The 23,472-nt window shown below is 67.1% G+C and carries 19 protein-coding genes and 2 pseudogenes; 9 read left to right on the top strand and 12 right to left on the bottom strand.

The features are described 5' to 3' along the window. Positions 1-329: pseudogene (locus AB5S05_RS19745) on the top strand (acetyl-CoA C-acetyltransferase); the annotation flags it as partial. A gap of 59 nt (positions 330-388) precedes the next feature. On the opposite strand, the gene AB5S05_RS19740 reads toward AB5S05_RS19745, so the two are convergent. From AB5S05_RS19740 to AB5S05_RS19720, 5 genes are all read right to left on the bottom strand, one after another. Next, positions 389-1,294 (bottom strand): hydroxymethylglutaryl-CoA lyase, encoded by a 906-nt coding sequence (locus AB5S05_RS19740; RefSeq protein WP_369289236.1) that lies wholly within the window; start codon positions 1,292-1,294, stop codon positions 389-391. 183 nt (positions 1,295-1,477) lie between these two features. Then, entirely contained in the window at positions 1,478-3,430 is a 1,953-nt protein-coding gene (locus tag AB5S05_RS19735; RefSeq protein WP_369289235.1) for an acetyl/propionyl/methylcrotonyl-CoA carboxylase subunit alpha, read from the bottom strand. Then, a complete protein-coding gene (locus AB5S05_RS19730) occupies positions 3,427-4,227 on the bottom strand; it encodes a gamma-carboxygeranoyl-CoA hydratase (protein WP_369289234.1) in 801 nt (266 codons plus the stop codon). The genes AB5S05_RS19735 and AB5S05_RS19730 overlap by 4 nt, the downstream gene beginning before the upstream one ends. Positions 4,228-4,242: 15 nt before the next feature. After that, positions 4,243-5,850: a carboxyl transferase domain-containing protein gene (locus AB5S05_RS19725; RefSeq protein ID WP_369289233.1), complete on the bottom strand. Its 1,608-nt coding sequence runs from the start codon at positions 5,848-5,850 to the stop codon at positions 4,243-4,245. Positions 5,851-5,955: 105 nt separating this feature from the next. Further along, a complete protein-coding gene (locus AB5S05_RS19720) occupies positions 5,956-7,119 on the bottom strand; it encodes an isovaleryl-CoA dehydrogenase (RefSeq protein WP_369289232.1) in 1,164 nt (387 codons plus the stop codon). Positions 7,120-7,284: 165 nt separating this feature from the next. Between AB5S05_RS19720 and AB5S05_RS19715 the strand changes: the two genes are divergently transcribed. The 8 genes from AB5S05_RS19715 (at position 7,285) to AB5S05_RS19680 (ending at position 15,127) form a co-directional block, all read left to right on the top strand. After that, a complete protein-coding gene (locus tag AB5S05_RS19715) occupies positions 7,285-7,875 on the top strand; it encodes a peroxidase-related enzyme (RefSeq protein WP_369289231.1) in 591 nt (196 codons plus the stop codon). Between the two features lie 380 nt (positions 7,876-8,255). Continuing rightward, positions 8,256-9,032 (top strand): ABC transporter ATP-binding protein, encoded by a 777-nt coding sequence (locus AB5S05_RS19710; protein WP_369289230.1) that lies wholly within the window; start codon positions 8,256-8,258, stop codon positions 9,030-9,032. Beyond that, positions 9,029-9,751 (top strand): ABC transporter ATP-binding protein, encoded by a 723-nt coding sequence (locus AB5S05_RS19705; RefSeq protein ID WP_369289229.1) that lies wholly within the window; start codon positions 9,029-9,031, stop codon positions 9,749-9,751. The genes AB5S05_RS19710 and AB5S05_RS19705 overlap by 4 nt, the downstream gene beginning before the upstream one ends. A 104-nt stretch (positions 9,752-9,855) precedes the next feature. Then, a complete protein-coding gene (locus AB5S05_RS19700; RefSeq protein WP_369289228.1) occupies positions 9,856-11,070 on the top strand; it encodes an ABC transporter substrate-binding protein in 1,215 nt (404 codons plus the stop codon). 73 nt (positions 11,071-11,143) lie between these two features. After that, on the top strand, positions 11,144-12,031 hold the full coding sequence (locus AB5S05_RS19695; RefSeq protein WP_369289227.1) for a branched-chain amino acid ABC transporter permease: 888 nt from the start codon (positions 11,144-11,146) through the stop codon (positions 12,029-12,031). A gap of 2 nt (positions 12,032-12,033) precedes the next feature. Continuing rightward, positions 12,034-13,038, top strand: coding sequence for a branched-chain amino acid ABC transporter permease (locus AB5S05_RS19690; RefSeq protein ID WP_369289226.1), 1,005 nt, complete (start codon positions 12,034-12,036; stop codon positions 13,036-13,038). A 211-nt stretch (positions 13,039-13,249) separates the two neighbouring features. Further along, positions 13,250-14,518 (top strand): OprD family porin, encoded by a 1,269-nt coding sequence (locus tag AB5S05_RS19685; protein ID WP_369289225.1) that lies wholly within the window; start codon positions 13,250-13,252, stop codon positions 14,516-14,518. A 219-nt stretch (positions 14,519-14,737) separates the two neighbouring features. Beyond that, a complete protein-coding gene (locus tag AB5S05_RS19680; RefSeq protein ID WP_369289224.1) occupies positions 14,738-15,127 on the top strand; it encodes a MerR family transcriptional regulator in 390 nt (129 codons plus the stop codon). Between the two features lie 14 nt (positions 15,128-15,141). Here the strand turns inward: AB5S05_RS19680 and AB5S05_RS19675 are convergent, their stop codons facing one another. From AB5S05_RS19675 to AB5S05_RS19645, 7 genes and pseudogenes are all read right to left on the bottom strand, one after another. Next, positions 15,142-15,744, bottom strand: a complete 603-nt coding sequence (locus AB5S05_RS19675; protein WP_369289223.1) for a TetR/AcrR family transcriptional regulator — start codon at positions 15,742-15,744, stop codon at positions 15,142-15,144. A 95-nt stretch (positions 15,745-15,839) separates the two neighbouring features. Beyond that, positions 15,840-16,991: an acyl-CoA dehydrogenase family protein gene (locus AB5S05_RS19670; protein WP_369289222.1), complete on the bottom strand. Its 1,152-nt coding sequence runs from the start codon at positions 16,989-16,991 to the stop codon at positions 15,840-15,842. A 32-nt stretch (positions 16,992-17,023) separates the two neighbouring features. Beyond that, positions 17,024-18,112: an enoyl-CoA hydratase/isomerase family protein gene (locus AB5S05_RS19665; protein ID WP_369289221.1), complete on the bottom strand. Its 1,089-nt coding sequence runs from the start codon at positions 18,110-18,112 to the stop codon at positions 17,024-17,026. Further along, positions 18,109-19,008, bottom strand: a pseudogene (gene mmsB / locus AB5S05_RS19660) (3-hydroxyisobutyrate dehydrogenase); the annotation flags it as partial. The pseudogene mmsB and the gene AB5S05_RS19665, both read right to left, overlap by 4 nt. Before the next feature lie 24 nt (positions 19,009-19,032). Then, a complete protein-coding gene (locus tag AB5S05_RS19655) occupies positions 19,033-19,806 on the bottom strand; it encodes an enoyl-CoA hydratase (protein WP_369289219.1) in 774 nt (257 codons plus the stop codon). 188 nt (positions 19,807-19,994) lie between these two features. Beyond that, the gene (locus tag AB5S05_RS19650) at positions 19,995-21,503 is read right to left on the bottom strand and encodes a CoA-acylating methylmalonate-semialdehyde dehydrogenase (protein ID WP_369289218.1); all 1,509 of its coding nucleotides are present in this window, start codon (positions 21,501-21,503) and stop codon (positions 19,995-19,997) included. Between the two features lie 100 nt (positions 21,504-21,603). Continuing rightward, positions 21,604-23,307 (bottom strand): AMP-binding protein, encoded by a 1,704-nt coding sequence (locus AB5S05_RS19645; RefSeq protein ID WP_369289217.1) that lies wholly within the window; start codon positions 23,305-23,307, stop codon positions 21,604-21,606. Between the last annotated feature and the right edge of the window lie 165 nt (positions 23,308-23,472).

Below are 23,472 nucleotides of genomic sequence, written 5' to 3'. Positions count from 1 at the left end.
TCGATCCGGCGATCATGGGCATCGGCCCGGTTTCGGCGACCCGCCGCTGCCTGGACAAGGCCGGCTGGCAACTGGACGAACTCGACCTGATCGAGGCCAACGAGGCCTTCGCCGCCCAGGCCCTGGCGGTCGGCCAGGAGCTGGGCTGGGATGCGGCCAAGGTCAACGTCAACGGCGGCGCCATCGCCCTGGGCCACCCGATTGGCGCCTCCGGCTGCCGGGTGCTGGTGACCCTGCTGCACGAGATGATCAAGCGTGACGCCAAGAAAGGCCTGGCCACCCTGTGCATCGGCGGCGGTCAGGGCGTGGCGCTGGCCATCAAGCGCTGAGTCGTACGGATGTGAAAACGCCGGCCCAGGGCCGGCGTTTTCGTTTCAGCACAAGGCGCTTACTGACATTTGGCCAGGAAGGACTTGGCGACCCGCGAGCCATTGTCCTTGCCCAGCAGCGAGCAGATTCGTTCGCCGGCGGCGATCAGTCGCTGCAGATCGATGCCGGTTTCGATGCCCAGACCGTTGAGCAGGTACAGCACGTCTTCGGTGGCGACGTTGCCGGTCGCGCCCTTGGCGTAGGGGCAGCCACCCAGCCCGGCGACCGAGCTGTCGAACACGGCGATGCCCTCCAGCAGGCTGGCGTAGATATTCGCCAGTGCCTGGCCGTAGGTATCGTGGAAGTGCCCGGCCAGCCGTTCGCGGGGAACGTACTGGGCGACCGTTTCGATCAGCCGGCGGGTGGCGCCAGCGGTGCCGGTGCCGATGGTGTCGCCCAGGGACACCTCGTAGCAGCCCATGGCGAACAGGTCGCGGGCGACGCGGGCGACCTGCAGCGCATCGACCTCGCCCTCGTAGGGACAACCGAGCACGCAGGAGACATAGCCGCGCACACGGATGTCGTGCTGGCGGGCGGCGTCCATCAGCGGCAGGAAGCGTTCCAGGCTCTCGCCGATCGAGCAGTTGATGTTCTTCTGCGAGAAGGCCTCGCTGGCGGCGGCGAACACCGCGACTTCCTTGACCCCGGCCGCCAGGGCGGCCTCGAAGCCCTTCATGTTGGGGGTCAGGGCGGCGTAGGTGACGCCCGGGCGCTGCGCGATACCGGCGAACACCTCGGCGCTGCCAGCCATCTGCGGCACCCACTTGGGCGAGACGAAGCTGCCGACCTCGATATAGGACAGGCCGGCGGCGCTCAGGTCATCGACCAGACGCACCTTGTCGGCCACGTTGATCGGTTGTTTCTCGTTCTGCAGACCGTCGCGGGGGCCGACTTCGACCAGGCGCACGGAGGTAGGCAGGTTCATCTGGGGTCCTCGTGTCTATCAGGGATTGCCCTAGGGTGCGCCGTGTACGGCGGCGGGGCAATGGTCAGGTGTAGGGCGGATGGCCACCCCGCGGAAAACCGCGAAGCATTTTCCTCCGTCTTGCCGCGCCGAAGCGCACACGGAGGTGGACAGGCTGCGCGTTGTCCACCCCGCGGGCGGCTATCAGCCCTCGTCCAGCTCCACCAGCACGTTGCCCTCGGCGACCATCTCGCCTTCGCCGCAGTACAGCGCCTTGACCGTGCCGGCATGGGGCGCGCGGATGCTGTGCTCCATCTTCATCGCCTCCAATACCACCAGGGCGGTCCCGGCTTCCACCGCCTGGCCGGCCTCGACCAGCACGCGGACGATGGCGCCGTTCATGGGGGCGGTCAGGCCGCCATGGTGGGCGTGGCTGGCCTCGGCCTCGGCGATCGGATCGACCCGGCTGACGCTCTGCAGCTCGCCCTGGAACTCCAGGTACAGGTTGTCGCCGCGGCGCACCGCCAGATGCTGGCGGCGCAGGCCGTCCTGCTCGACCTGCAACCGCTCGCCGGTCAGGCGGATGCTGCTGGCGGCCGCATGGCGCAGGCGCACCACCTGGCTTTCGCCGTTGCAGGCCAGGTGCAGGTCGATCTCCCGCGGCAGGCCGGCACGCCAGCCGGCGGTGGCGCTCCAAGGCGAGTGGTAGTCCTCGTGCTTGCGCCGCAAGGCTTCAGTTTGCACGAAGGCTTCGCCGGCCAGCTGCCAGAACTCGGCCGGCAACTCGGCGGCGGGCGGCAGCAGCTGCGCCTCGTGACGCGGAATAAAGCCGGTATCCAGTTCTGCCTCGGCGAAGGCCGGGTGGGCCAGCACACGGCGCAGGAAGGCCAGGTTGGTCTTCACGCCGCCGACGGCGGTCTCCTCGAGCATGGCCAGCAGGCGCAGGCGCGCCTCCTCGCGGTTGTCGCCCCAGGCGATCAGCTTGCCCAGCATGGGGTCGTAGAAGGGCGACACCTGGTCATCCTCGGCCACGCCGCTGTCGACCCGGCGGCCGGGGCCGGCACCGGCCTCGCGGTACAGGGCGAGGGTGCCGGTGGAGGGCAGAAAATCGTTGTCCGGGTCTTCGGCGTACAGGCGCACCTCGATGGCGTGGCCGATCAGCGGCACCTGCTCCTGGGTCAGCGGCAGGGCCTCGCCACGGGCGACGCGGATCTGCCAGGCGACCAGGTCGAGGCCGGTGATGGCCTCGGTGACCGGGTGTTCCACCTGCAGCCGGGTATTCATCTCCATGAAGAAGAAGTCGCCGCGCTCGTCCAGCAGGAACTCCACGGTGCCGGCGCCGACATAGCCGATGGCCTGGGCGGCCTTGACCGCCGCCTCGCCCATGGCGCGGCGCAGTTCCGGGGTCAGGCCCGGGGCAGGGGCTTCCTCGACCACCTTCTGGTGGCGGCGCTGGATCGAACAGTCGCGTTCGTTGAGGTACAGGCAGTGGCCGTGCTGGTCGGCGAATACCTGGATCTCCACGTGGCGCGGCTTGAGTACGTACTTCTCCACCAGCATGCGCGCGTCACCGAACGACGACTGCGCCTCGCGCTGGGCGCTGGCCAGGGCCTCGGCCAGGTCGGCCTGGCGTTCGACCACCTTCATGCCCTTGCCGCCACCGCCGGCGGCGGCCTTGAGCAGCACCGGGTAGCCGATCACCTCGGCGGCGGCGCGGAAGGTCTCCAGGTCCTGGGCCTCGCCATGGTAGCCGGGCACCAGGGGTACGCCGGCGGCCTCCATCAGGGCCTTGGCCGCCGACTTGCTGCCCATGGCGTCGATGGCGGAGGCGGGCGGGCCGAGGAACACCAATCCGGCGGCTTCGATGGCGCGGGCGAAGCCGGCGTTCTCGGAGAGGAAGCCGTAGCCGGGGTGGATGGCCTGGGCACCGCTGGCCTTGGCCGCTTTGAGCAGCGCGTCGATGCGCAGGTAGCTGTCGGCCGGCTTGGCGCCGCCCAGGTCGATGGCGATGTCCGCCTCGCGTACGTGGCGGGCGCTGGCGTCGATGGCGCTGTGCACCGCCACGGTTTTCAGGCCCATGGCCTTGGCGGTGCGCATCACCCGGCAGGCGATCTCGCCGCGGTTGGCCACCAGCAATGTGTCGATAGGGGTGCTCATGCTTGCGGCTCCTGCCAGGCGGGTTGGCGTTTAGTGAGGAAGGCGTTGAGGCCTTCCTGGCCTTCGGGGCTGACGCGAATGCGGGCGATGGCGTTCTCGGTGTAGCGGCGCAGGGCCGGGGTCAGCACGCCGCTGCCGACTTCACGCAGCAGGTCCTTGCTGGCCTGCATGGCCTGCGGGCTGTTCTGCAGCAGGTTGGCGATCCATTGCTCGGCGGTCGCCTCCAGTTCCGCGGCCGGGCAGCACTCGGCGAGCAGACCCAGTTCGCGGGCGCGTTCGCCGCCGAAGCGCTCGGCGGTCAGGGCGTAGCGGCGCGCCGCCCGTTCGCCGATGGCCTGGACCACGAAGGGGCTGATCACCGCCGGCGCCAGGCCAATGCGCACCTCGGAGAGGCTGAACAGTGAATCCGCAGCGCCGATGGCCATGTCGCAGCAACTGACCAGGCCGACCGCGCCGCCGAAGGCCGCGCCCTGGACCACCGCCAGGGTGGGGATGGGCAGGCGGTGCAGGTTGTACATCAGCTCGGCCAGCTCGCGGGCGTCGTGCAGGTTGGCGTTGTAATCGAGCTTGGCGCTGGCTTGCATCCAGGCCAGGTCGGCGCCGGCGGAGAAATGCTTGCCGCGCCCGCGCAGCAGCAGAAAGCGCAGATCCTTGTCGTCCTTGACCAGGTCCAGGGCGAGGATCAGCTCGCGGATCATCTCGGCATTGAAGGCGTTGTTCTTCTCCGGGCGGTTCAGCCAGAGGGTGGCGAAGCCGCGCAGGTCTTTTTCCAGCTGTAGGGTGTTGAAGTCGGTCATGGTCGAATCCCTGGCTTACATGCGGAACACGCCGAAGGTGCTCGGCTCGATCGGTGCATTGAGGCTGGCGGACAGCGCCAGGCCGAGCACCTCGCGGGTCTGCGCCGGGTCGATGACGCCGTCGTCCCACAACCGTGCGCTGGAGTAGTAGGGGTGGCCCTGGCGCTCGTACTGCTCGAGGATCGGCTGCTTGAGCTTGGCTTCCTCCTCGGCGGAGAAGTCGTGGCCGGCGCGGGCGGCCTGCTCGTGCTTGACCTGCACCAGCACGCCTGCGGCCTGTTCGGCGCCCATCACGCCGATCCGCGCGTTCGGCCACATCCACAGGAAGCGTGGATCGTAGGCGCGGCCGCACATGCCGTAGTTGCCGGCGCCGAAGCTGCCGCCGATGATCACGGTAAACTTCGGCACCCTGGCGCAGGCCACCGCGTTGACCAGCTTGGCGCCATGCTTGGCAATCCCTCCCGCTTCATATTTCTGCCCGACCATAAAGCCGGTGATGTTCTGCAGGAACAGCAGGGGAATGCCGCGCTGGCAGGCCAGTTCGATGAAGTGCGCGCCTTTCTGCGCCGATTCCGCAAACAAGATGCCGTTATTCGCCAGGATCGCCACCGGGTAGCCCTGGATATGGGCGAAGCCGCAGACCAGGGTGGCGCCGAACAGCGCCTTGAACTCGTCGAACACCGAGCCGTCGACGATCCGCGCGATCACTTCGCGCACGTCGAAGGGCTGCTTGGCGTCGCTCGGGATCACCCCGTACAGCTCATCGAGCGGGTACAGCGGGGCGATCGGCTCGCGGTTGTTGAGCACGCCCTGCTTGCGCCAGTTGAGGTTGGCGATGCTGCGGCGGGCCAGGGCCAGCGCGTGTTCGTCGTTGTCGGCGTAGTGGTCGGCGACCCCCGAGGTCTTGCAGTGCACGTCGGCGCCGCCGAGGTCCTCGGCGCTGACCACCTCGCCGGTGGCGGCCTTCACCAGCGGCGGCCCGGCCAGGAAGATGGTCGCCTGGTTGCGCACCATGATGGCCTCGTCGGCCATGGCCGGCACATAGGCGCCGCCGGCGGTGCAGGAACCCATCACCACGGCGATCTGCGGGATGCCCATGGCGCTCATGTTGGCCTGGTTGAAGAAGATCCGGCCGAAGTGCTCGCGGTCGGGAAACACCTCGTCCTGGCGCGGCAGGTTGGCGCCGCCGGAGTCGACCAGGTAGATGCACGGCAGGCGGTTCTCTCGGGCGATGGCCTGGGCGCGCAGGTGCTTCTTCACGGTCAGCGGGTAGTAGCTGCCGCCCTTCACCGTAGCGTCGTTGGCCACGATCATGCATTCGACGCCTTCCACGCGGCCGATGCCGGCGACCACGCCGGCGGCCGGCACCTCTTCGCCGTAGACCTCATGGGCGGCCAGCTGGCCGATCTCGAGGAAGGGCGAGCCGAGGTCCAGCAGGCGGTTGATGCGTTCGCGCGGCAGCAGCTTGCCGCGGGAGGTGTGGCGGTGCTGGGCCTTCTCGCCGCCGCCTTCGTGGATGCGGGCGAGGAGGGCACGGAGGTCGTTCACCTGATCGAGCATGGCCGCGGCATTGGCGGCGAACTCCGGCGAACGGGTGTTGATCTGGGTATGCAGGATGGCCATGCGGGGGCTCCCGTAGGGTGGAATACCCGCGACGCGGTTTTCCACCGATAGATCCTCTGGTGGAAAAGGCCGCAGGCCTTTTCCACCCTACGACAGGCGAATGCCTTACTTGGTCTCGTTGAACAGCTCGCGGCCGATCAGCATGCGGCGGATTTCGCTGGTGCCGGCGCCGATCTCGTAGAGCTTGGCGTCGCGCAGCAGGCGCCCGGCCGGATACTCGTTGGTGTAGCCGTTGCCGCCGAGCAGCTGGATGGTGTCCAGGGCCATCTTGGTCGCCATCTCGGCGGTGTAGAGGATCACCGCGGCGGCGTCCTTGCGCGATTCCTCGCCGCGGTCGCAGGCCTTGGCCACGTTGTACAGGTAGGACTTGGAGGCGTTCATGCCGGCGTACATGTCGGCCAGCTTGCCCTGCACCAGCTGGAACTCGCCGATCGACTGCTTGAACTGCTGGCGCTCGTGCACGTAGGGCAGGACCACGTCCATGCAGGCGCTCATGATCCCGGTGGGGCCGCCGGAGAGCACGGTGCGCTCGTAGTCCAGGCCGCTCATCAGCACGCGCACACCGCCGCCTTCGACGCCGAGGATGTTCTCTTCGGGCACTTCGCAGTCCTCGAACACCAGCTCGCAGGTGTTGGAACCGCGCATGCCCAGCTTGTCCAGCTTCTGGTGGCGGGAGAAACCCTTGAAGTCGCGCTCGACGATAAAGGCGGTCATGCCACGGGAGCCGGCGCTGACGTCGGTCTTGGCATAGATCACATAGGTGTTGGCATCCGGGCCGTTGGTGATCCACATCTTGTTGCCGTTGAGCACATAGCGGTCGCCTTTCTTCTCGGCGCGCAGCTTCATCGACACCACGTCGGAGCCGGCATTCGGCTCGCTCATGGCCAGGGCGCCGACGTGCTCGCCGGAGCACAGCTTGGGCAGGTACGTGAGTTTCTGCTCGTGGCTGCCGTTCTTGCGAATCTGGTTGACGCAGAGGTTGGAGTGGGCGCCGTAGGACAGGCCGACCGAGGCCGAAGCGCGGCTGATCTCTTCCATCGCCACCACGTGGGCCAGGTAGCCCATGTTGGTGCCGCCGTATTCCTCTTCCACGGTCATGCCGAGCAGGCCCATGTCGCCGAATTTGCGCCACATGTCCATGGGGAACTCGTTGTCGCGGTCGATCTGCGCGGCGCGCGGCGCCAGTTCGGCCTGGGCGAACTGATGGACCGCATCGCGCAGCATGTCGATGGTCTCGCCGAGGTCGAAGTTGAGGGACGGATAGCTCATGGAAGGCACCTTGAATTGTCGTTGTCGGGGCGGACTGTGGCGTTGATTGTCAGGCTCTATACCTTTACGTTAACGTAAAGCTGGCGGCGCAGGCTGTCAAGCCTCCACCCGTGGCTGGCGTGCCGCTGCCAGACTTTGAGAACGACAAATAGAATAGAGGCGTCCATGAACTCACCGATCAGCCGCTTTCCGCTTCCCGACAGCCTGGAGCAATTGCCGGACGAACTGCGCGAGCGGATTCTCGCCGTGCAGGAAAAGGCCGGCTTCGTGCCCCATGTGTTTCTCATGCTGGCCCACCGCCCGGACGAGTTTCGCGCCTTCTTCGCCTACCATGACGCCCTGATGGAGCGCGAATCCGACAGCCTGACGCCGGCGGAAAAGGAAATGATCGTGGTCGCCACCAGTGCCCGCCACGGTTGTCTGTACTGCGTGGTGGCCCATGGCGCGGTGCTGCGCATCTACAGCAAGGACCCGCTGCTGGCCGATCAGGTGGCGGTCAACCACCGCACCGCGCCAATCGGCGAGCGCCAGCGGCTGATGCTCGATTTCGCCTTTCACGTCGGCCTCGAGCGTGGCGGCCTGGATGGCGATTGGCAGGCGCGCCTGCAGGCGGTCGGCTTCAGCCTGGACGACATCTGGGACATCGGCGCCATCACCGCGTTCTTCAGTCTGTCCAACCGCCTGGTGTCCCTGGCCGGTACCCCGCCCAATGACGAGTTCTACCTGATGGGCCGCGTGCCCAGGGCGCTGCGCTGAGCGTGCAGCACAAGCGGTAGTGCCCATCGGCGCGAAGGCGAGGGCGCCTTTGCGGCTTCCCGGCGTGCCTTTGAGGACATTGGCGCAGGCTAGCGCGGTGATAAAGGCGGCTGGGATCGATACGATATTTACGCACAACGCACCTGATATTTTGCTCGTTATTAATTTAATAACGCCTGCCTATACTCGATTTCGCCCCCCTGGCCCCAGGCAGGGAGTGGACAAGACCTGACATCGGTCGACGCCTGATGGGGCTCTTTTAGTCTGATTTAGACCAAGCGGTCGAAATTAGACCTTTGTATAGTGTTTTCGTTTACGTAAAGGGAATAGTGTCAGCAGCGCCATAACCGATAACAACAATCATGGTTAGAGGGCTCCACATGTCACCAGAGTTCGTATTGGAAACACGGGGATTGACCAAGGAGTTTCGCGGCTTCACCGCGGTGGATTCGGTCGATCTGCGTGTCCAGAAGGGCCACATCCACGCCTTGATCGGGCCCAACGGAGCGGGCAAGACCACGGTGTTCAACCTGCTCACTAAGTTCCTTGCGCCCAGCCGTGGCGAGATTCTCTATCAGGGCAAGCCGATCACCGGCCTGCAGCCGAACGAGATTGCCCGTCTCGGCCTGGTGCGCTCCTTCCAGATTTCCGCGGTGTTCGGCCACATGAGTGTGTTGGAGAACGTGCGCGTGGCCCTGCAACGCAAACTGGGCAACTCCTTCCACTTCTGGAAGCCCGAGCGCAGCCTGGAGGCCCTCAACGAGCGCGCCCTGCAAATGCTCGACGAGGTGGGCCTGCTGGCATTCGCCGACACCCTGACCATCGAGTTGCCCTATGGGCGCAAGCGGGCCCTGGAGCTGGCCACCACCCTGGCGCTGGAGCCGACCGTGCTGCTGCTCGATGAGCCGACCCAGGGCATGGGCGGCGAGGACGTGGAGATGGTCATCGGCCTGGTACGCCGCGCCGCGGTGGGGCGCACGGTGCTGATGGTCGAACACAACCTCAGCGTGGTCAGCCAGTTGTGCGATCGCATCACCGTACTGGCCCGGGGCGCGATCCTCGCCGAGGGCGACTATGCCAGTGTCTCGGCCAACCCCCAGGTGCGCGAGGCCTACCTGGGCAGCGAAGCGGCCGTCCTTGAGGAGGCCCATGCATGACCAGCCTGCAAACCCCTAATTACGAACAGCTGCGGGTCAGCGACCTGCATGCCTTTTATGGTGAGTCGCACATCCTCCACGGCATCGACCTGCTGGTACGCCGCGGCGAGCTGGTGACCCTGCTCGGGCGCAACGGCTCGGGCCGCTCCACCACGCTGCGGGCGATCATGAACCTGGTGGGCCGGCGTACCGGCTCGATCATGGTCAATGGCAACGAGACCCTGGGCATTGCCGCCCACCTGATACCGCGCCTGGGCGTCGGGTTCTGCCCTGAGGAGCGCGGCATCTTCGCCAGTCTCAACGTCGAGGAAAACCTGCTGTTGCCGCCCATGGTGCGCAGCGGCGGCATGAGCCTGGACGAGATCTACGAGATGTTCCCCAACCTCTACGAGCGGCGTTTCAGCCAGGGCACCCGCTTGTCCGGCGGCGAGCAGCAGATGCTGGCGATGGCGCGGATCCTGCGCACCGGCGCCAACCTGCTGCTGCTCGACGAGATCACCGAGGGCCTGGCCCCGGTGATCGTGCAGAAGCTGGCCGAGGTGCTGATCAAGCTCAAGGACAAGGGCCTGACCATAGTGCTGGTGGAGCAGAACTTCCGCTTCGCCGCGCCCCTGGCTGACCGCCATTACCTGATGGATCACGGTCAGATCGTCGAGGAAATCAGCGCCGCCGAATTGCCACACAAACAGGAGCTGCTGCACAGCTGCCTGGGCGTCTGATTCCGCTTTCACCCCCCGAGGCATCCAGTACGGCGCGGCCCAAACCCGCCGGCTCGGGGTCGCTTTGCCCGCTACAACAACAATAACCGTGGAAGGTAAACCCGATGAATCTGCTCAAGAAGACTGCAAGCGCCATCCTCTCCTCCAGCCTGGTCGCCGGCGCGGCCCAGGCCCAGCTCAGCGACGACGAGATCCGCATCGGCTACCTGGCCGATATGTCCGGCACCTACCGTGACCTGTCCGGGCCCGGTGGCCTGGAAGCGCTGAAGATGGCGGTCGAGGACTTCGGCGGCCAGATCGACGGCAAGAAGATCGTGATCTTCAGCGCCGACGACCTGAACAAGCCGGATGTCGGCGCCAACACCGTGCGCCAGTGGGTCGATGAGCGCAATGTCGACATGGTCACCGGCCTGGTCGCCTCCTCGGTGGTGCTGGCGGCGAGCAAGGTGGTGGAGCAGTCCGGCAAGCTCGCGCTGATCTCCGGCGCGGCGGCCTCCAGCCTGACCGACGAGTTCTGCTCGCCCAACCATGTGCACTGGACCTACGACTCCTACGCGCTGGCCAACGGCACGGCCAAGGCGGTGCTGGCCGGCGGTGGCAAGAACTGGTTCATCCTCACCGCCGACTACGCCTTCGGCCATGCGATGGAGGGCGACATTTCCCGGGTGGTCGAGGGTGACGGCGGGGCGGTGCTGGGCAAGGTGCGTCATCCGTTCCCGAGCAGCGACTTCTCCTCCTACATCCTCCAGGCCCAGGGTTCCGGCGCCGACGTGATCGCCCTGGCCAACGCCGGTGCCGACACGGTCAACTCGCTGATGACCGCCAACCAGTTCGGTGTGGTCCAGTCCGGCCAGCAACTGGCCGGCATGGTGGTGTTCCTCAACGACATCCACGCCATGGGCCTGGACGTGACCCAGGGGCTGAAGCTGACCACTGGCTGGTACTGGGACCTCAACGACGAGACCCGCGCCTGGGCCAAGCGTTACCAGGACCGCGTCGGCAGCATGCCCGGCATGGTGCCCGCGGGCATCTACTCGGCCACCCTGCATTACCTGAACGCCGTCAAGGCCGCCGGCAGCGACGATACCCAGGCGGTGCGTGCGCAGATGATGGCGACGCCGGTCAACGACATGTTCGCCAAGAATGGCCATATCCGCGCCGACGGCCGCATGGTCCACGACATGTACCTGGCCCAGGTCAAGACCCCGGCCGAGTCCAAGGGCGAATGGGACCTGTACAAGATCCTGCGCACCATTCCGGGCGACGAGGCCTTCCGTCCGCTGGCGGCCAGTCAGTGCAAGCTGCTGGCGAAGAACTGATCGACAGTTGACCCCAGCGACTCACCCGGCTGCCTGCAGCCGGGTGTCATGGACTTACAGCGGGTAGACAATCATGACTATGGTATTCGGCATTCCGCTGAGCGTGCTGCTCGGCCAGTTGCTGCTCGGCCTGATCAACGGCGCCTTCTATGCCTTGCTCAGCCTGGGCCTGGCGATCATCTTCGGTCTGCTGCGGATCATCAACTTCGCCCACGGCGCCCAGTACATGCTTGGGGCCTTCGTCGCGGTGCTGGGCCTGAACTACCTGGGGGTCAACTACTGGGTGGCCCTGATGCTGGCGCCGCTGCTGGTCGGTGCCCTGGGTGTGCTCATCGAGCGCGGCCTGTTGCGGCGGATCGCCGGTGAGGATCACCTCTACGGGCTGCTGCTGACCTTCGGCCTGGCGCTGATCGTCGAGGGTTGTTTCGTCAAGCTGTTCGGCGTCTCCGGGCTATCCTACCCGATGCCCGAACTGCTCAAGGGCGGCTACAACCTGGGCTTCATGTTCCTGCCCACCTACCGCGCCTGGGTGGTGGTGGCGGCGCTAGTGGTGTGCCTGGCCACCTGGTACATGATCGAGCGTACCCGCCTGGGTTCCTACCTGCGCGCCGGTACCGAGAATCCCAAGCTGATGCAGGCCTTCGGCATCAATGTGCCGCTGCTGATCACCCTGACCTATGGCTACGGGGCGGCGCTGGCGGCGTTCGCCGGGGTGCTGGCCGCGCCCATCTATTCGGTCACCCCGACCATGGGCGCCAACCTGCTGATCGTGGTGTTCGCGGTGGTGGTGATCGGCGGCATGGGCTCGATCATGGGCGCCATTGTCACCGGCCTGGCCATGGGCCTGATCGAGGGGCTGACCAAGGTGATCTATCCGGAGGCGGCCAACACCATCGTGTTCCTGGTCATGGTGCTGGTGCTGTTGATGCGTCCCGCGGGACTGTTCGGGAAGGAGGCATGAGCATGACCAGTCTGCATATCAAGCAGGACAGCCTGGCGCTGCAACCGCAGGCGGTGCGCGAGCGCCAGCAGGCGGCGCAGCGGCGCAAACAGTGGTTCTACCTGGCGCTGCTGGGCGTCGCCCTGGTCGCCCCGCTGGCGGTGTACCCGGTGTTCCTGATGAAGCTGTTGTGCTTCGCCCTGTTCGCCTGCGCCTTCAATCTGTTGCTCGGCTATGCCGGCCTGCTGTCGTTCGGCCATGCCGCCTTCCTCGCCAGCGGCGGCTATGTCACCGGCTTCGTGCTCAGCCACTACACGGGCCTCGGCACCGAGCTGGGGATACTCGCCGGCACCCTGGCCAGCGCCGTGCTGGGCCTGCTGTTCGGCCTGCTGGCGATCCGCCGCCAGGGCATCTATTTCGCCATGATCACTCTGGCGCTGGCGCAACTGGTGTTCTTCATCTTCGTCCAGGCGCCGTTCACCGGTGGCGAGAACGGTCTGCAGGGGGTGCCGCGCGGCCAGTTGTTCGGGCTGTTCGACCTGGGCGACAACCTGACCCTGTACTACTTCGTCCTGGCGGTGTTCGTGTTCGGCTTCGCGGTGATCCAGCGCACCATCCATTCGCCCTATGGCCAGGTGCTCAAGGCGATCCGCGAGAACGAGCCTCGGGCCATCTCCCTGGGCTACAACGTCGACGCCCACAAGCTGCTGGCCTTCGTCATCTCCGCGGCCCTTACCGGCCTGGCCGGATCGACCAAGACCGTGGTGTTCCAGCTGGCCTCGCTGACCGACGCGCACTGGCACATGTCCGGCGAGGTGATCCTGATGACCCTGCTCGGCGGCGTCGGCACCGTGTTCGGCCCGGTGGTCGGCGCCGGCGTGGTGGTCACCCTGCAGAGCTACCTGTCCAACGGCCCGCTGGGCGAGTGGGTGCACGTGATCCTTGGGGCGATCTTCGTCACCTGCGTGCTGTTGTTCCGGGTCGGTATCGTCGGCTGGGTGCTCAAGCTGGCCAGGCGCAACTTCTAAACCAGTTCCCCCCGTTGACTGTGCTGGGTGCGGATCCTGATCCGCGCCCCGGGGGATTGTTTGCCTGATTCGCCTGGCCGAGTGCTCGACCAGGTTGTCTAGACGCCACGGCAAAGCCCGTGGGTAACGGGCCGGTTTTGCCGGCCGCCGGGTAGTGCGACGCCGTCAACAAGCATGGGCGCGGCACTATCCTCCTACAGAAGAGAGACCTATGTACGTACTTCGTCCTACCCGGGTGTTTTTGCTGTCCGGCATCGCCGCGGCGGTCGCGTTCAGCGCGCCGGCATCGGCCGCCTTCGTCGACGACAGCAAGGGCGTGCTGGATGCCCGCAACTTCTACATGAACCGCGACTTCCGCCAGCACGGCGCCAAACAGGCCAAGGCCGAGGAGTGGGCCCAGGGCTTCATGCTGCGCTTCGAGTCCGGCTACACCGACGGGCCCATCGGCTTCGGCGTCGACGCCATCGGCCTGCTCGGCATCAAGCTCGACTCCAGCCCGGACCGGGTCGGCACCGGCATCCTCAAGAGCGACCGCGAGGCGCCCAAGCGTGCCCAGGACGAGTACGGCGAGGCCGGCCTGACCGCCAAGCTGCGTGCCTCTAACAGCACCCTCAAACTCGGCACCCTGCAGCCGGTGCTGCCGGCGTTGATGCGCAACGACAGCCGCCTGCTGCCGCAGACCTTCCGCGGCGCCTGGCTCAACAGCAACGAAATCGAGGGCCTGAGCCTCGACCTCGGCCGTATCGACCGGGTCAACCTGCGCGACTCCTCGGACAACGAGGAGATGACCGTCTATAACGGCGGCAAGCGCAACATCGTGCTGGGCAACACCAAGACCAGCGACGAATTCATCTTCGCCGGTGGCCGTTACCAGTGGACCCCGGAGCTGGCCACCAGCTACTACTACGGCGGCCTCGACGGCATCTACAAGCAGCACCTGGTCAACCTGGTGCACCAGGTGGCGCTGGGCGAGGGGCAGAGCTTCAAGTCGGACATCCGTTTCGCCCGCTCCACCGACGATGGCGGTAGCAACGTCGACAACGACGCCTTCGGTGCGCTGTTCACCTACCGCCTGGGCGGCCATGGCTTCACCGCCGGCTACCAGCGCCTGTCCGGCGACACCGGCTTCGCCTACGTCAACGGCGCCGACAACGCGCTGGTCAACCTGGTGCAGATCAACGACTTCGGCAACCAGGACGAGCGCTCCTGGCAGCTGCGCTACGACTTCGACTTCGCCAGTGTCGGCGTTCCCGGCCTGAGCCTGATGACCCGCTACCTGTCCGGCGACAACGTCGACCGCGGCGTCGGCCTGAGCGAGGGCAAGACCTGGGAGCGCGACACCGATCTCGCCTACGTGTTCCAGGAAGGCCCGCTGAAGAACCTTGGCCTGCGCCTGCGCAACGCCACCACCCGCAGCAACTACGGCACCAATTTTGACGAGAACCGCTTCATCGTCAGCTACAGCCTGCCGCTCTGGTAAGGCCGCGCGCTCCAATTGATCCGATCGTTCCTTGGTGTGTCCTTTTGCCGGGCCCTGGTGGCCCGGCTTTTTTTCGCGTCTATCCCCAGGCGCCTGGGCGAGTCGTTGCGTTGACGTTAACGTAATGAGTTGTTAGCGTTTCACCGCTTAGAGCCATGAGCCCATGCCGCGCGGACCCGTGTGCGGCATCGTTTGAGGCCAATCGACCAAGGATCAAGCATGACCGCCAAGACCTACAGCATTTCCGAACTGGCGCGCGAGTTGGACGTGACCACCCGCACCATTCGTTTCTACGAAGAGCAGGGCATGCTGTCACCCACCCGGCGCGGCCAGGAGCGGATCTACACGCCCAAGGACCGGGTGGCGCTGAAGCTGATCCTGCGGGGCAAGCGCATCGGTTTCTCCCTGGCCGAGTGCAAGGAGCTGATCGAGCTGTACGACCCGAGCCTCGGCAACCGCAAGCAGCTGGATACCTTCCTGGACAAGATCACCGAGCGCCGCGCGCAACTGGAGCAGCAGCTGCTCGATATCCAGCAGATGCAACTGGAGCTGGACACCGCCGAAGAGCGTTGCCGCGCCGCCCTGGCGGAAGTTCCCGAAGGCCGCTGATTTCGCCGCAGCCCTCAGTCCAGGGGGGCACGCAAGGCGCCCTGCAGGGCGCTCATCGCCATGTCGCCGAGCAGATCCAGGTGTGCCTGGGGGCTCAGGCGCGGCGTCTGGACCCAGGCCGGCAGCTGGTTGAGCAGGCTGACGACGCCGCTCAGCGCCGCGCGCCGGCTGTTGCCGAGCGCTTGCCCGGTAACGCGTTCCACGCAGTCGGCCAACAGCCGCTCATAGCGCTCGCGCAGGGCACCAATCCGTGCCTGCTGTTCTTCGCCCAGGCAGTGGCCGTCGTATTCGGCGAGGCGAAAGTGCTCGCCCATGCTGGCGTGCAGGCGCAGGTGGGCCTCAAGCATTCCATGCAGGTGCTCGGCGGGTGAGCCGAGCCGGCGTTTGATCAGCTGGGCACCGTGCAGCAGCTCTTCGTAAAGCTCCTCGACCAACTCGAACAGCAGTGCTTCTTTGCTCTCGATATGGTGGTAGAGCGAGCCCGGCCGGATGCCCAGGTAGTCGGCCAGCTCGCGCATGCTGACCCGGCTGAAGCCGCGCTCGGCGAACAGCTGCAGCGCCTGGCTGCGGGTGGTCTGGTAACGGGAAGGAACGGGCAGGCGCTGGCTGGCGGGCATGGTGGTACGAACTCTGTGGGTGGATGCCGAGCATGGCGCCCCGGGCGCGGAAAACCCAGGTCGCCAGCGCTCGGTTTGCCCGAGCGCTTTGGCCACTACAGCGGGTAGTGCGCCAGCTCGCGGGCGATCAGCAGGCGCTGGATTTCGCTAGAGCCTTCGTAGATCTGGGTGATGCGCGCATCGCGGTAGTAGCGTTCCACCGGGAAGTCTTCCAGGTAGCCGTAGCCGCCGTGGATCTGCATGGCTTTGGAGCACACCCGCTCGGCCATCTCCGAAGTGAACAGCTTGGCCTGGGAGGCCTCGGACAGGCAGGGCAGGCCGGCGCTTTTCAGCCGTGCGGCCTGGTGGATCAGCAGGCGCGCGGCGTTGAGCTGAGTGTGCATGTCGGCCAGCAGGTTGGCCACGCTCTGGTGTTCGGCGATCGGCTTGCCGAACTGCACGCGCTCGCGGGCATAGGCCAGGGCTGCCTCGAAGGCAGCGCGGGCGATGCCCAGGGCCTGGGCGGCGATGCCGATGCGTCCGCCCTCGAGGTTGGACAGGGCGATGGCCAGGCCCTTGCCGCGCTCGCCGAGCAGGTTGGCGACGGGGATGCGGCAGTCGGCCAGGGTCACCGCGCAGGTGTCGGAGGCCTTGATGCCCATCTTGTGTTCGCTGCGTTCGACCACGAAACCCGGGGTCTCGGTCGGTACCAGGAAGGCCGACAGGCCCTTCTTGCCCAGCGCCGGGTCGGTCACCGCGAAGACGATGGCCAGCTTGGCGCGCTGGCCGTTGCTGACGAACTGCTTGGCGCCGTTGAGCACCCACTCCTCGCCGTCGAGCACCGCCTGGGTGCGCAGGTTGTGCGCCTCGGAGCCGGCCTGGGGCTCGGTCAGGCAGAAGCAGCCGATCGCCTGGCCGCTGGCCAACAGCGGCAGCCAGGTGCGCTTCTGCGCCTCGCTGCCGTACTTCAGCAAGGGCCCGCAACCAACCGAGTTGTGGATGCTCATCAGTGCGCCGAGGGCGCCGTCGCCGGCGGAGATTTCCTCCACGGCCAGGGCGTAGGCCACATAGTCGGTGTAGCTGCCGCCCCAGTCATCCGGCACCACCATGCCGAGCAGGCCCAGCTCGCCCATCTGCGCCACCACGGCGTCGTCGAGCCAGCCGGCTTTCTCCCAGGCCTGGGCGTGGGGCGCGACCTCGCTGCGGGCGAAGTCGCGGGCCATATCGCGGATCATGCGTTGTTCTTCGGTCAATTGGCTGTCGTGCATGGCAGCGGTCTCCTCTGTTCTGGGCGCGCCCTTCAGGCGTGGGGCAGGGGGTGGCTGGCGGCGCTGCGAAAACCGTCGAAGAAGGCCTGGACCCGCTGTTGATCCAGCTCGGCCAGGGACGGCGGGCTCCAGCGCGGGCGCTTGTCCTTGTCGACGATCAGCGCCCGTATGCCTTCGACCAGGTCGCCCTTGGCGAACCACTGGTAGTCCAGGTGCAGTTCCTGGGCGAAACAGTCGGCCAGGGGCAATTGGCGGCCGCGCCGCAGCAGCTCCAGGGTCACCGCCATGGCCAGCGGCGAGCGGCTGTCGAGCACCTGCACGGTCGCCTGCGCCCAGGCCTGCAGCTCGGGGCGTGGCTCGGCCAGCAGGGCGCTGCGGATCGTCGCCAGGTCGGGCAGGGCGAAGTAGTCGTCGATGGCCTGGCGCAGGGGCGCCAGCTCGCCGGCGGGCAGCTCGCCGTACGCCATGCTGGCGAGCAACTGCTGCAGGCTCTGCAGCGGCGACGCCGACCAGTTCAGACGGTCCAGTGCCTGGTCGAACTCGGCCAGTCGCTCGCTGTTCAGGCAATGGTCGGCCAGCCCGGCATAGAGGGCGTCGGTGGCACCGACCTGGAGGCCGGTGAGACCCAGGTAGAAGCCCAGCTGGCCGGGCAGCCTGGGCAGGAAGTAGCTGCCGCCGACGTCCGGGAAGAAGCCGATGGCGACTTCCGGCATGCCCATCCGCGTGCGCTCGGTGACCACCCGCAGCGAGGCGGCCTGGGCCAGGCCCATGCCGCCGCCGAGCACGTAGCCGTCCATCAGCGCCAGCACCGGCTTGGGGTAGCCGTGCAGGTACTGGTCGAGGGCGTATTCCTCCTCGAGGAACAGCTCGTGCTGGTTGCTGCCGCCGGTGTAGCTGTCGTACAGCATGCGGATGTCGCCGCCGGCGCAGAAGGCCTTCTCGCCGCTGCCGCGCAGGACCACGGCGAGCACCTGGGGATCGCGCTCCCAGGCATGCAGCTGTTGCAGCAGCAGGCGCACCATGGGCAGGGTCAGGGCGTTCAGCCCGCTCGGCCGGTTCAGCGTCAGGTGACCGATGCGGTTGCGGACCTCGGTCAGCACCGGCGCTTCGACGCCGCTCATGCCTCGGCCTCGCGGCGGTACAGCTTGATGATGGCGGAGAAGTCCAGGCCGCCATGGCCCTGCAGGCTGAAGCTCTGGTACAGCTGCTGGGCGGCGGCGCCGAGCAGCACCGGCTGGCGCGCGTGCTTGGCTGCCTCGGTGGCCAGGCCGAGGTCCTTGAGCATCAGGTCGGTGCCGAAGCCGCCGCTGTAGCCGCGCGACGCCGGGGCGTTGTCGAGCACGCCGGGGAACGGGTTGTTGATCTCCGAACTCCAGCAGCGGCCGCTGGAGGTATTGATGATCCCGGCCAGCACCTTGGCATCCATGCCCAGGGACACGCCCAGGGCCATGGCTTCGGCGACGCCGACCATGGAGATGCCGAGCAGCATGTTGTTGGCGATCTTGGCCACCTGGCCGTTGCCGCTGTCGCCGCAGTGGACCAGGTTCTTGCCCATGGCCGAGAGGATCGGCCCGGCCTGGTCGAAGGCACTGGCCGAGCCGCCGACCATGAAGGTCAGGGTGCCGGCCGCGGCGCCGCCGGTGCCGCCGGAGACCGGCGCATCGAGCATGGGGTTGCCCTGCTTGGCTGCCTGGGCTGCCACCTCGCGGGCGCTGAGCGGGTCGATGGTCGAGCTGTCGATCAGTAGCACGCCTGGCGCGACATGGGCCAGCAGGCCGTCCTGGCCCAGGTAGACCTGCTTCACCTGGGCGGCGGCCGGCAGCATGGTGACGATGGCCGCGACCGGCGCCTGGGCCACCGCGGCAGGCGAGGCGGCGGTGCTGGCGCCGGCTTCCGCGAGGGCGGCGACAGCCTGGGCGGACGGGTCATAGACGATGACGCTGTGGCCGGCCTTGAGCAGGTTGCGGGCCATGGGGCCGCCCATGTTGCCGAGACCGAGAAAACCTATGTGCATGGTGGATACCTTTGTAAAGGGGGGGACTCAGCGGTGCTGGAAGTTGGCCGGGCGCTTTTCCACGAAGGCGCGCATGCCTTCCTTCTGGTCGTGGCTGCCGAACAGCGAGTGGAACACCCGGCGCTCGAAGCGCACGCCCTCGCTGAGGCCGAGTTCGCAGGCGCGGTTCACGCATTCCTTGACCAGCAGGGTGGCCGGCAGCGACCTGGCGGCGATGCCGCGGGCGGTCTCCAGGGTCTGCTCGAGCAGCTCGGCGGCGGGCAGCACCCGGGCCACCAGGCCGGCGCGTTCGGCTTCCTCGGCGCCCAGCTGGCGGCCGGTCAGGCACAGTTCCATGGCCTTGGCCTTGCCCAGGGCCTGCGTCAGGCGCTGGGTGCCGCCGATGCCGGGGATGACCCCCAGGCTCAGCTCCGGCAGGCCGAAGCGGGCGTTGTCGGCGGCGTAGATGAAGTCGCACATCAGCGCCAGCTCGCAGCCGCCGCCCAGGGCATAGCCGGCCACCGCGGCGATCAGCGGCTTGCGCCGGTTGCCGATGCGGTCGGCGGCGGCGAAGAAGTCGTCGAGGTAGATCTGCGGGTAGCGCTTGTCGACCATCTCCTTGATGTCGGCGCCGGCGGCGAAGGCCTTGGCCGAACCGGTGATGACCATGCAGCCGACCTCGGGGTCGGCCTCCAGGCCGTCGAGCACCAGATTCAGCTCGGCGATCAGCTGGCTGTTCAGGGCGTTGAGCGCCTGCGGCCGGTTGAGGGTGATCAGGCCGACCCGGTCGCGCACCTCGACCAGCAGGGTTTGGTAGTTCATGGTGATTGCTCCCGAGGGGACGGCCCCAGAGCCTGCCCATGATCTGCTGCGCGTTGGCCCTGCTGCGTTGAAAACAGGCTCGGAATGCTCATTTACAGCTCGTAAACTCCGCTTCCTCGCCTGTTTTCGCCTTGCATGGCGCTAGCTCGCGAGATCGTGAACAGGCTCTCCAGGCCGGCCCACTTGCCTTACTTGAGGGTGATGGTGGTGTTGACCGCGCCGCCGGCTTCGTCTTCGTCGAACCAGCGCTGGGTGACGGTCTTGGTCTGGGTGTAGAACTGCACCACCTGTTTGCCGTAGGGACCCAGGTCGCCGAGCTTGGAGGCGCGCGAGCCGGTGAAGGAGAACAGCGGCACCGGCACCGGGATCGGCACGTTGATGCCCACCTGACCGACGTCGATGTCTTCCTGGAAGCGGCGGGCGGCGGCGCCGGAGCGGGTGAACAGGGCGGTGCCGTTGCCGTTGGGGTTGGCGTTGATCAGCTCGATCGCCTCGTCCAGGGTCTTGGCGTGCATCACGCACAGCACCGGGCCGAAGATCTCTTCCCTATAGATGCTCATCTCGGCGGTGACGCCGGCGAAGATGGTCGGGCCGACGAAGTTGCCGTCCTGGTAGCCGGGCACCTGCGGGTTGCGCCCGTCCAGTACCAGTTCGGCGCCTTCCTCGACGCCGCGGGCGATCAGGCCGCTGACCCGGTCCAGGGCGGCGCAGGAGATCACCGGGCCGACATCGGTGCCCGGCTCGCTGCCGGCGCCGACCTTGAGGGTCTTGCTCTTCTCGATCAGCTCCGGCAGCCAGCTCTGCGCCTCGCCGACCAGGATCGCCACCGACAGCGCCATGCAGCGCTGGCCGGCGGCGCCGAAGGCGGCGCCGAGCAGGTTGTTGAGGGTCTGCTGCTTGTTGGCGTCGGGCAGCACGATGGCGTGGTTCTTCGCCCCCATCATGCACTGGGCGCGCTTGCCGTTGGCGGTGGCGCGGTTGTAGACGTGGGTGCCGACCTGGGTCGAGCCGACGAAGGACACCGCCTTGATGTCCGGGTGGTCGCAGAGCAGGTTGACCGCCTCGGCGCCGCCGTGGATGACGTTGAGCACGCCGGCCGGTACCCCGGCCTCCAGCGCCAGTTCGGCCAGGCGCATGGTCACCATGGGGTCCTGTTCGGACGGCTTGAGGACGAAGGTGTTGCCGGTGGCGATGGCCATGGGGAACATCCACAGCGGGATCATCGCCGGGAAATTGAACGGGGTGATGCCGGCGCACACGCCCAGCGGCTGGTGCAGGGTGTAGGTGTCGACGCCGCCGGCGACGTTATTGGCCAGCTCGCCCATCTGCAGGCTGCCGATATTGGCCGCATGCTCGACCACTTCCAGGCCGCGGAACACGTCGCCCTCGGCGTCCGGGAGGGTCTTGCCCTGTTCGGCGCTGAGCAGCGCCGCCAGCTCCTGCATGTTCTCGCGGATCAGCTGCTGGTACTTGAGGAAGATCCGCGCGCGGGCGCCGATCGGCGTCTTGCGCCAGGTCTTGAAGGCGGCGGCGGCGCTGGCCACGGCGGCGTTCATTTCATCAAAGGTGGCGAAGGGCACGCGGGCCAGCACTTGCTGGGTGGCCGGGTTGACCACGTCACGCCACTGCTGGGTCGTGGATTCGACGAATTCGCCGTTGATGAGCAGCTTGACGCTGGGAACGCTGGAAGAGGTCATTGTCGGTCCTGTCTGCTTGCTTGGGGTCGAGTGGGTCCCCTCGGGCGAGTCGTCCGAGCGGTCGGGTTAGCGGTGAAGGGGCCGGCTTGGCGGCCGTTTATCAGCCCTTGAGGTGCGGGAAGTCTTCCTCGAAGTACTCCTGTTCAGCCCGCGCGTCGCCCTGGCGGCGCTGGATTTCCATTTGCCGCAGCTCCACCCGGCGGATCTTCCCGGAGATGGTCTTGGGCAGCTCGCTGACGAACTCGATGCGCCGCACCCGCTTGTAGGGCGCCAGGTGCTCGCGGGCGAAGGCGAAGATCTGCTCGGCCAGTTCGGCGCTACCGGCGTGGCCCTGGGCCAGGATCAGAAACGCCTTGGGCACTGCCAGGCGCAGCGGGTCGGGGCTGGGCACCACGGCCACTTCCATCACCGCCGGGTGCTCGATCAGCGCGCTCTCCAGCTCGAAGGGGCTGATGCGGTAGTCGGAGGCCTTGAACACGTCGTCGGCGCGGCCGACGAAGGTGATGTAGCCCTCGGCATCGATGGCCGCGGTGTCGCCGGTGCGGTAGTAGCCGCCGCGCATCACCTCGGCGGTCTTCTCCGGGCTGTCTTCGTAGCCGAGCATCAGGCCCAGCGGCGCGGGGGCCAGGGGCAGGGCCACCTCGCCCTCACTGGCCGGTGCACCATCCGGGTCGAGCATGCACACCCGGTAGCCGGGCAGCGGGCGGCCCATGGAGCCGGGCTTGAGCGGCTGGCCGGGGGTGTTGCCGACCAGCGCGGTGGTTTCCGACTGGCCGAAGCCGTCGCGCAGCGGCAGGCCCCAGGCCTGCTGGACCTGCTCGATGATCTCCGGGTTGAGGGGCTCGCCGGCGCCGACCAGTTCGCGCAGGCGCAGACGCTCGCGGCAGCCGGCCAGGTCCTGCTGGATCAGCATGCGCCAGACCGTGGGCGGTGCGCACAGGCTGGTGACGCCGTAGCGCTCCAGCACTTCGAGCAGGGCCGGGGCGCTGAAGCGTGCGACGTTGTGGATGAACACGCAGGCGCCGGCATTCCAGGGCGCGAAGAAACAGCTCCAGGCATGCTTGGCCCAGCCCGGCGAGGAGATGTTCAGGTGCAGGTCGCCCGGCTGCAGGCCGATCCAGTACATGGTCGACAGATGGCCGACCGGGTAGCTCTGGTGGCTGTGCAGGACCATCTTCGGCTTGCTGGTGGTGCCGGAGGTGAAATACAGCAGCAGCGGGTCGCTGGCCTTGGTGCTGCCCTCGGCCTGGAACTCGGCGCAGTAGCCGGAGGCGTTGGCATGGCTGGTCCAGCCGCTGACCGGCGCGCCGACGCAGAGGCGCGTGCAGCCGGCCGCAAGGCCTGCGAACTTGTCGGTGTGTTCGCTGCCCACCACCAGATGGCGCACGCCGCCGCGCTCGATGCGGTCGCGCAGGTCATCGGCGGTGAGCAGGGCGGTCGCCGGGATCACCACGGCGCCGAGCTTGAAGGCCGCCAGCATGGTCTCCCACAGGGCGATATGGTTGCCGAGCATCAGCAGGATGCGCTCGCCGCGGCGCACGCCCAACTCGCGCAGGTGGTTGGCCACCCGGTTGGAGCGTTCGGCCAGTTCGGCGAAGCTGTAGCGCTGCTCGCTGCCATCCTCCTCGACGATCCACAGTGCCGGTGCCTGGTTGCCGGCGGCCATGGCGTCGAAGTAGTCCAGCGCCCAGTTGAACGCCTCCAGCTGTGGCCAGCGGAACTCGCGCACGGCGGTGGCGTAGTCGCTGCGCTGGGCCAGCAGGAAGTCGCGGGCGGCGAGGAAGGGGAGGCAGTTGCTGTTCATGGTATCGGCCCTGTCTTGTTGTTGTCGGGACTGGCCTGATGCACAGCTCGATCAGGCATGTGGCCGGAGTATAGGTAGGCGTTTGCGCAGCAAGAAGGTGCAAATAAACCGGATGGATATGCAAAAAAATCACATGTGACGCGCTGGTCACGCCAGTTGGCACGG

The organism is Pseudomonas zhanjiangensis (genome assembly GCF_041027545.1).
GTDB classification, from domain to species: domain Bacteria; phylum Pseudomonadota; class Gammaproteobacteria; order Pseudomonadales; family Pseudomonadaceae; genus Aquipseudomonas; species Aquipseudomonas zhanjiangensis.
Note: the sequence above shows the minus strand (reverse complement) of the source record. Positions and strands in the feature narration are given on the sequence as shown.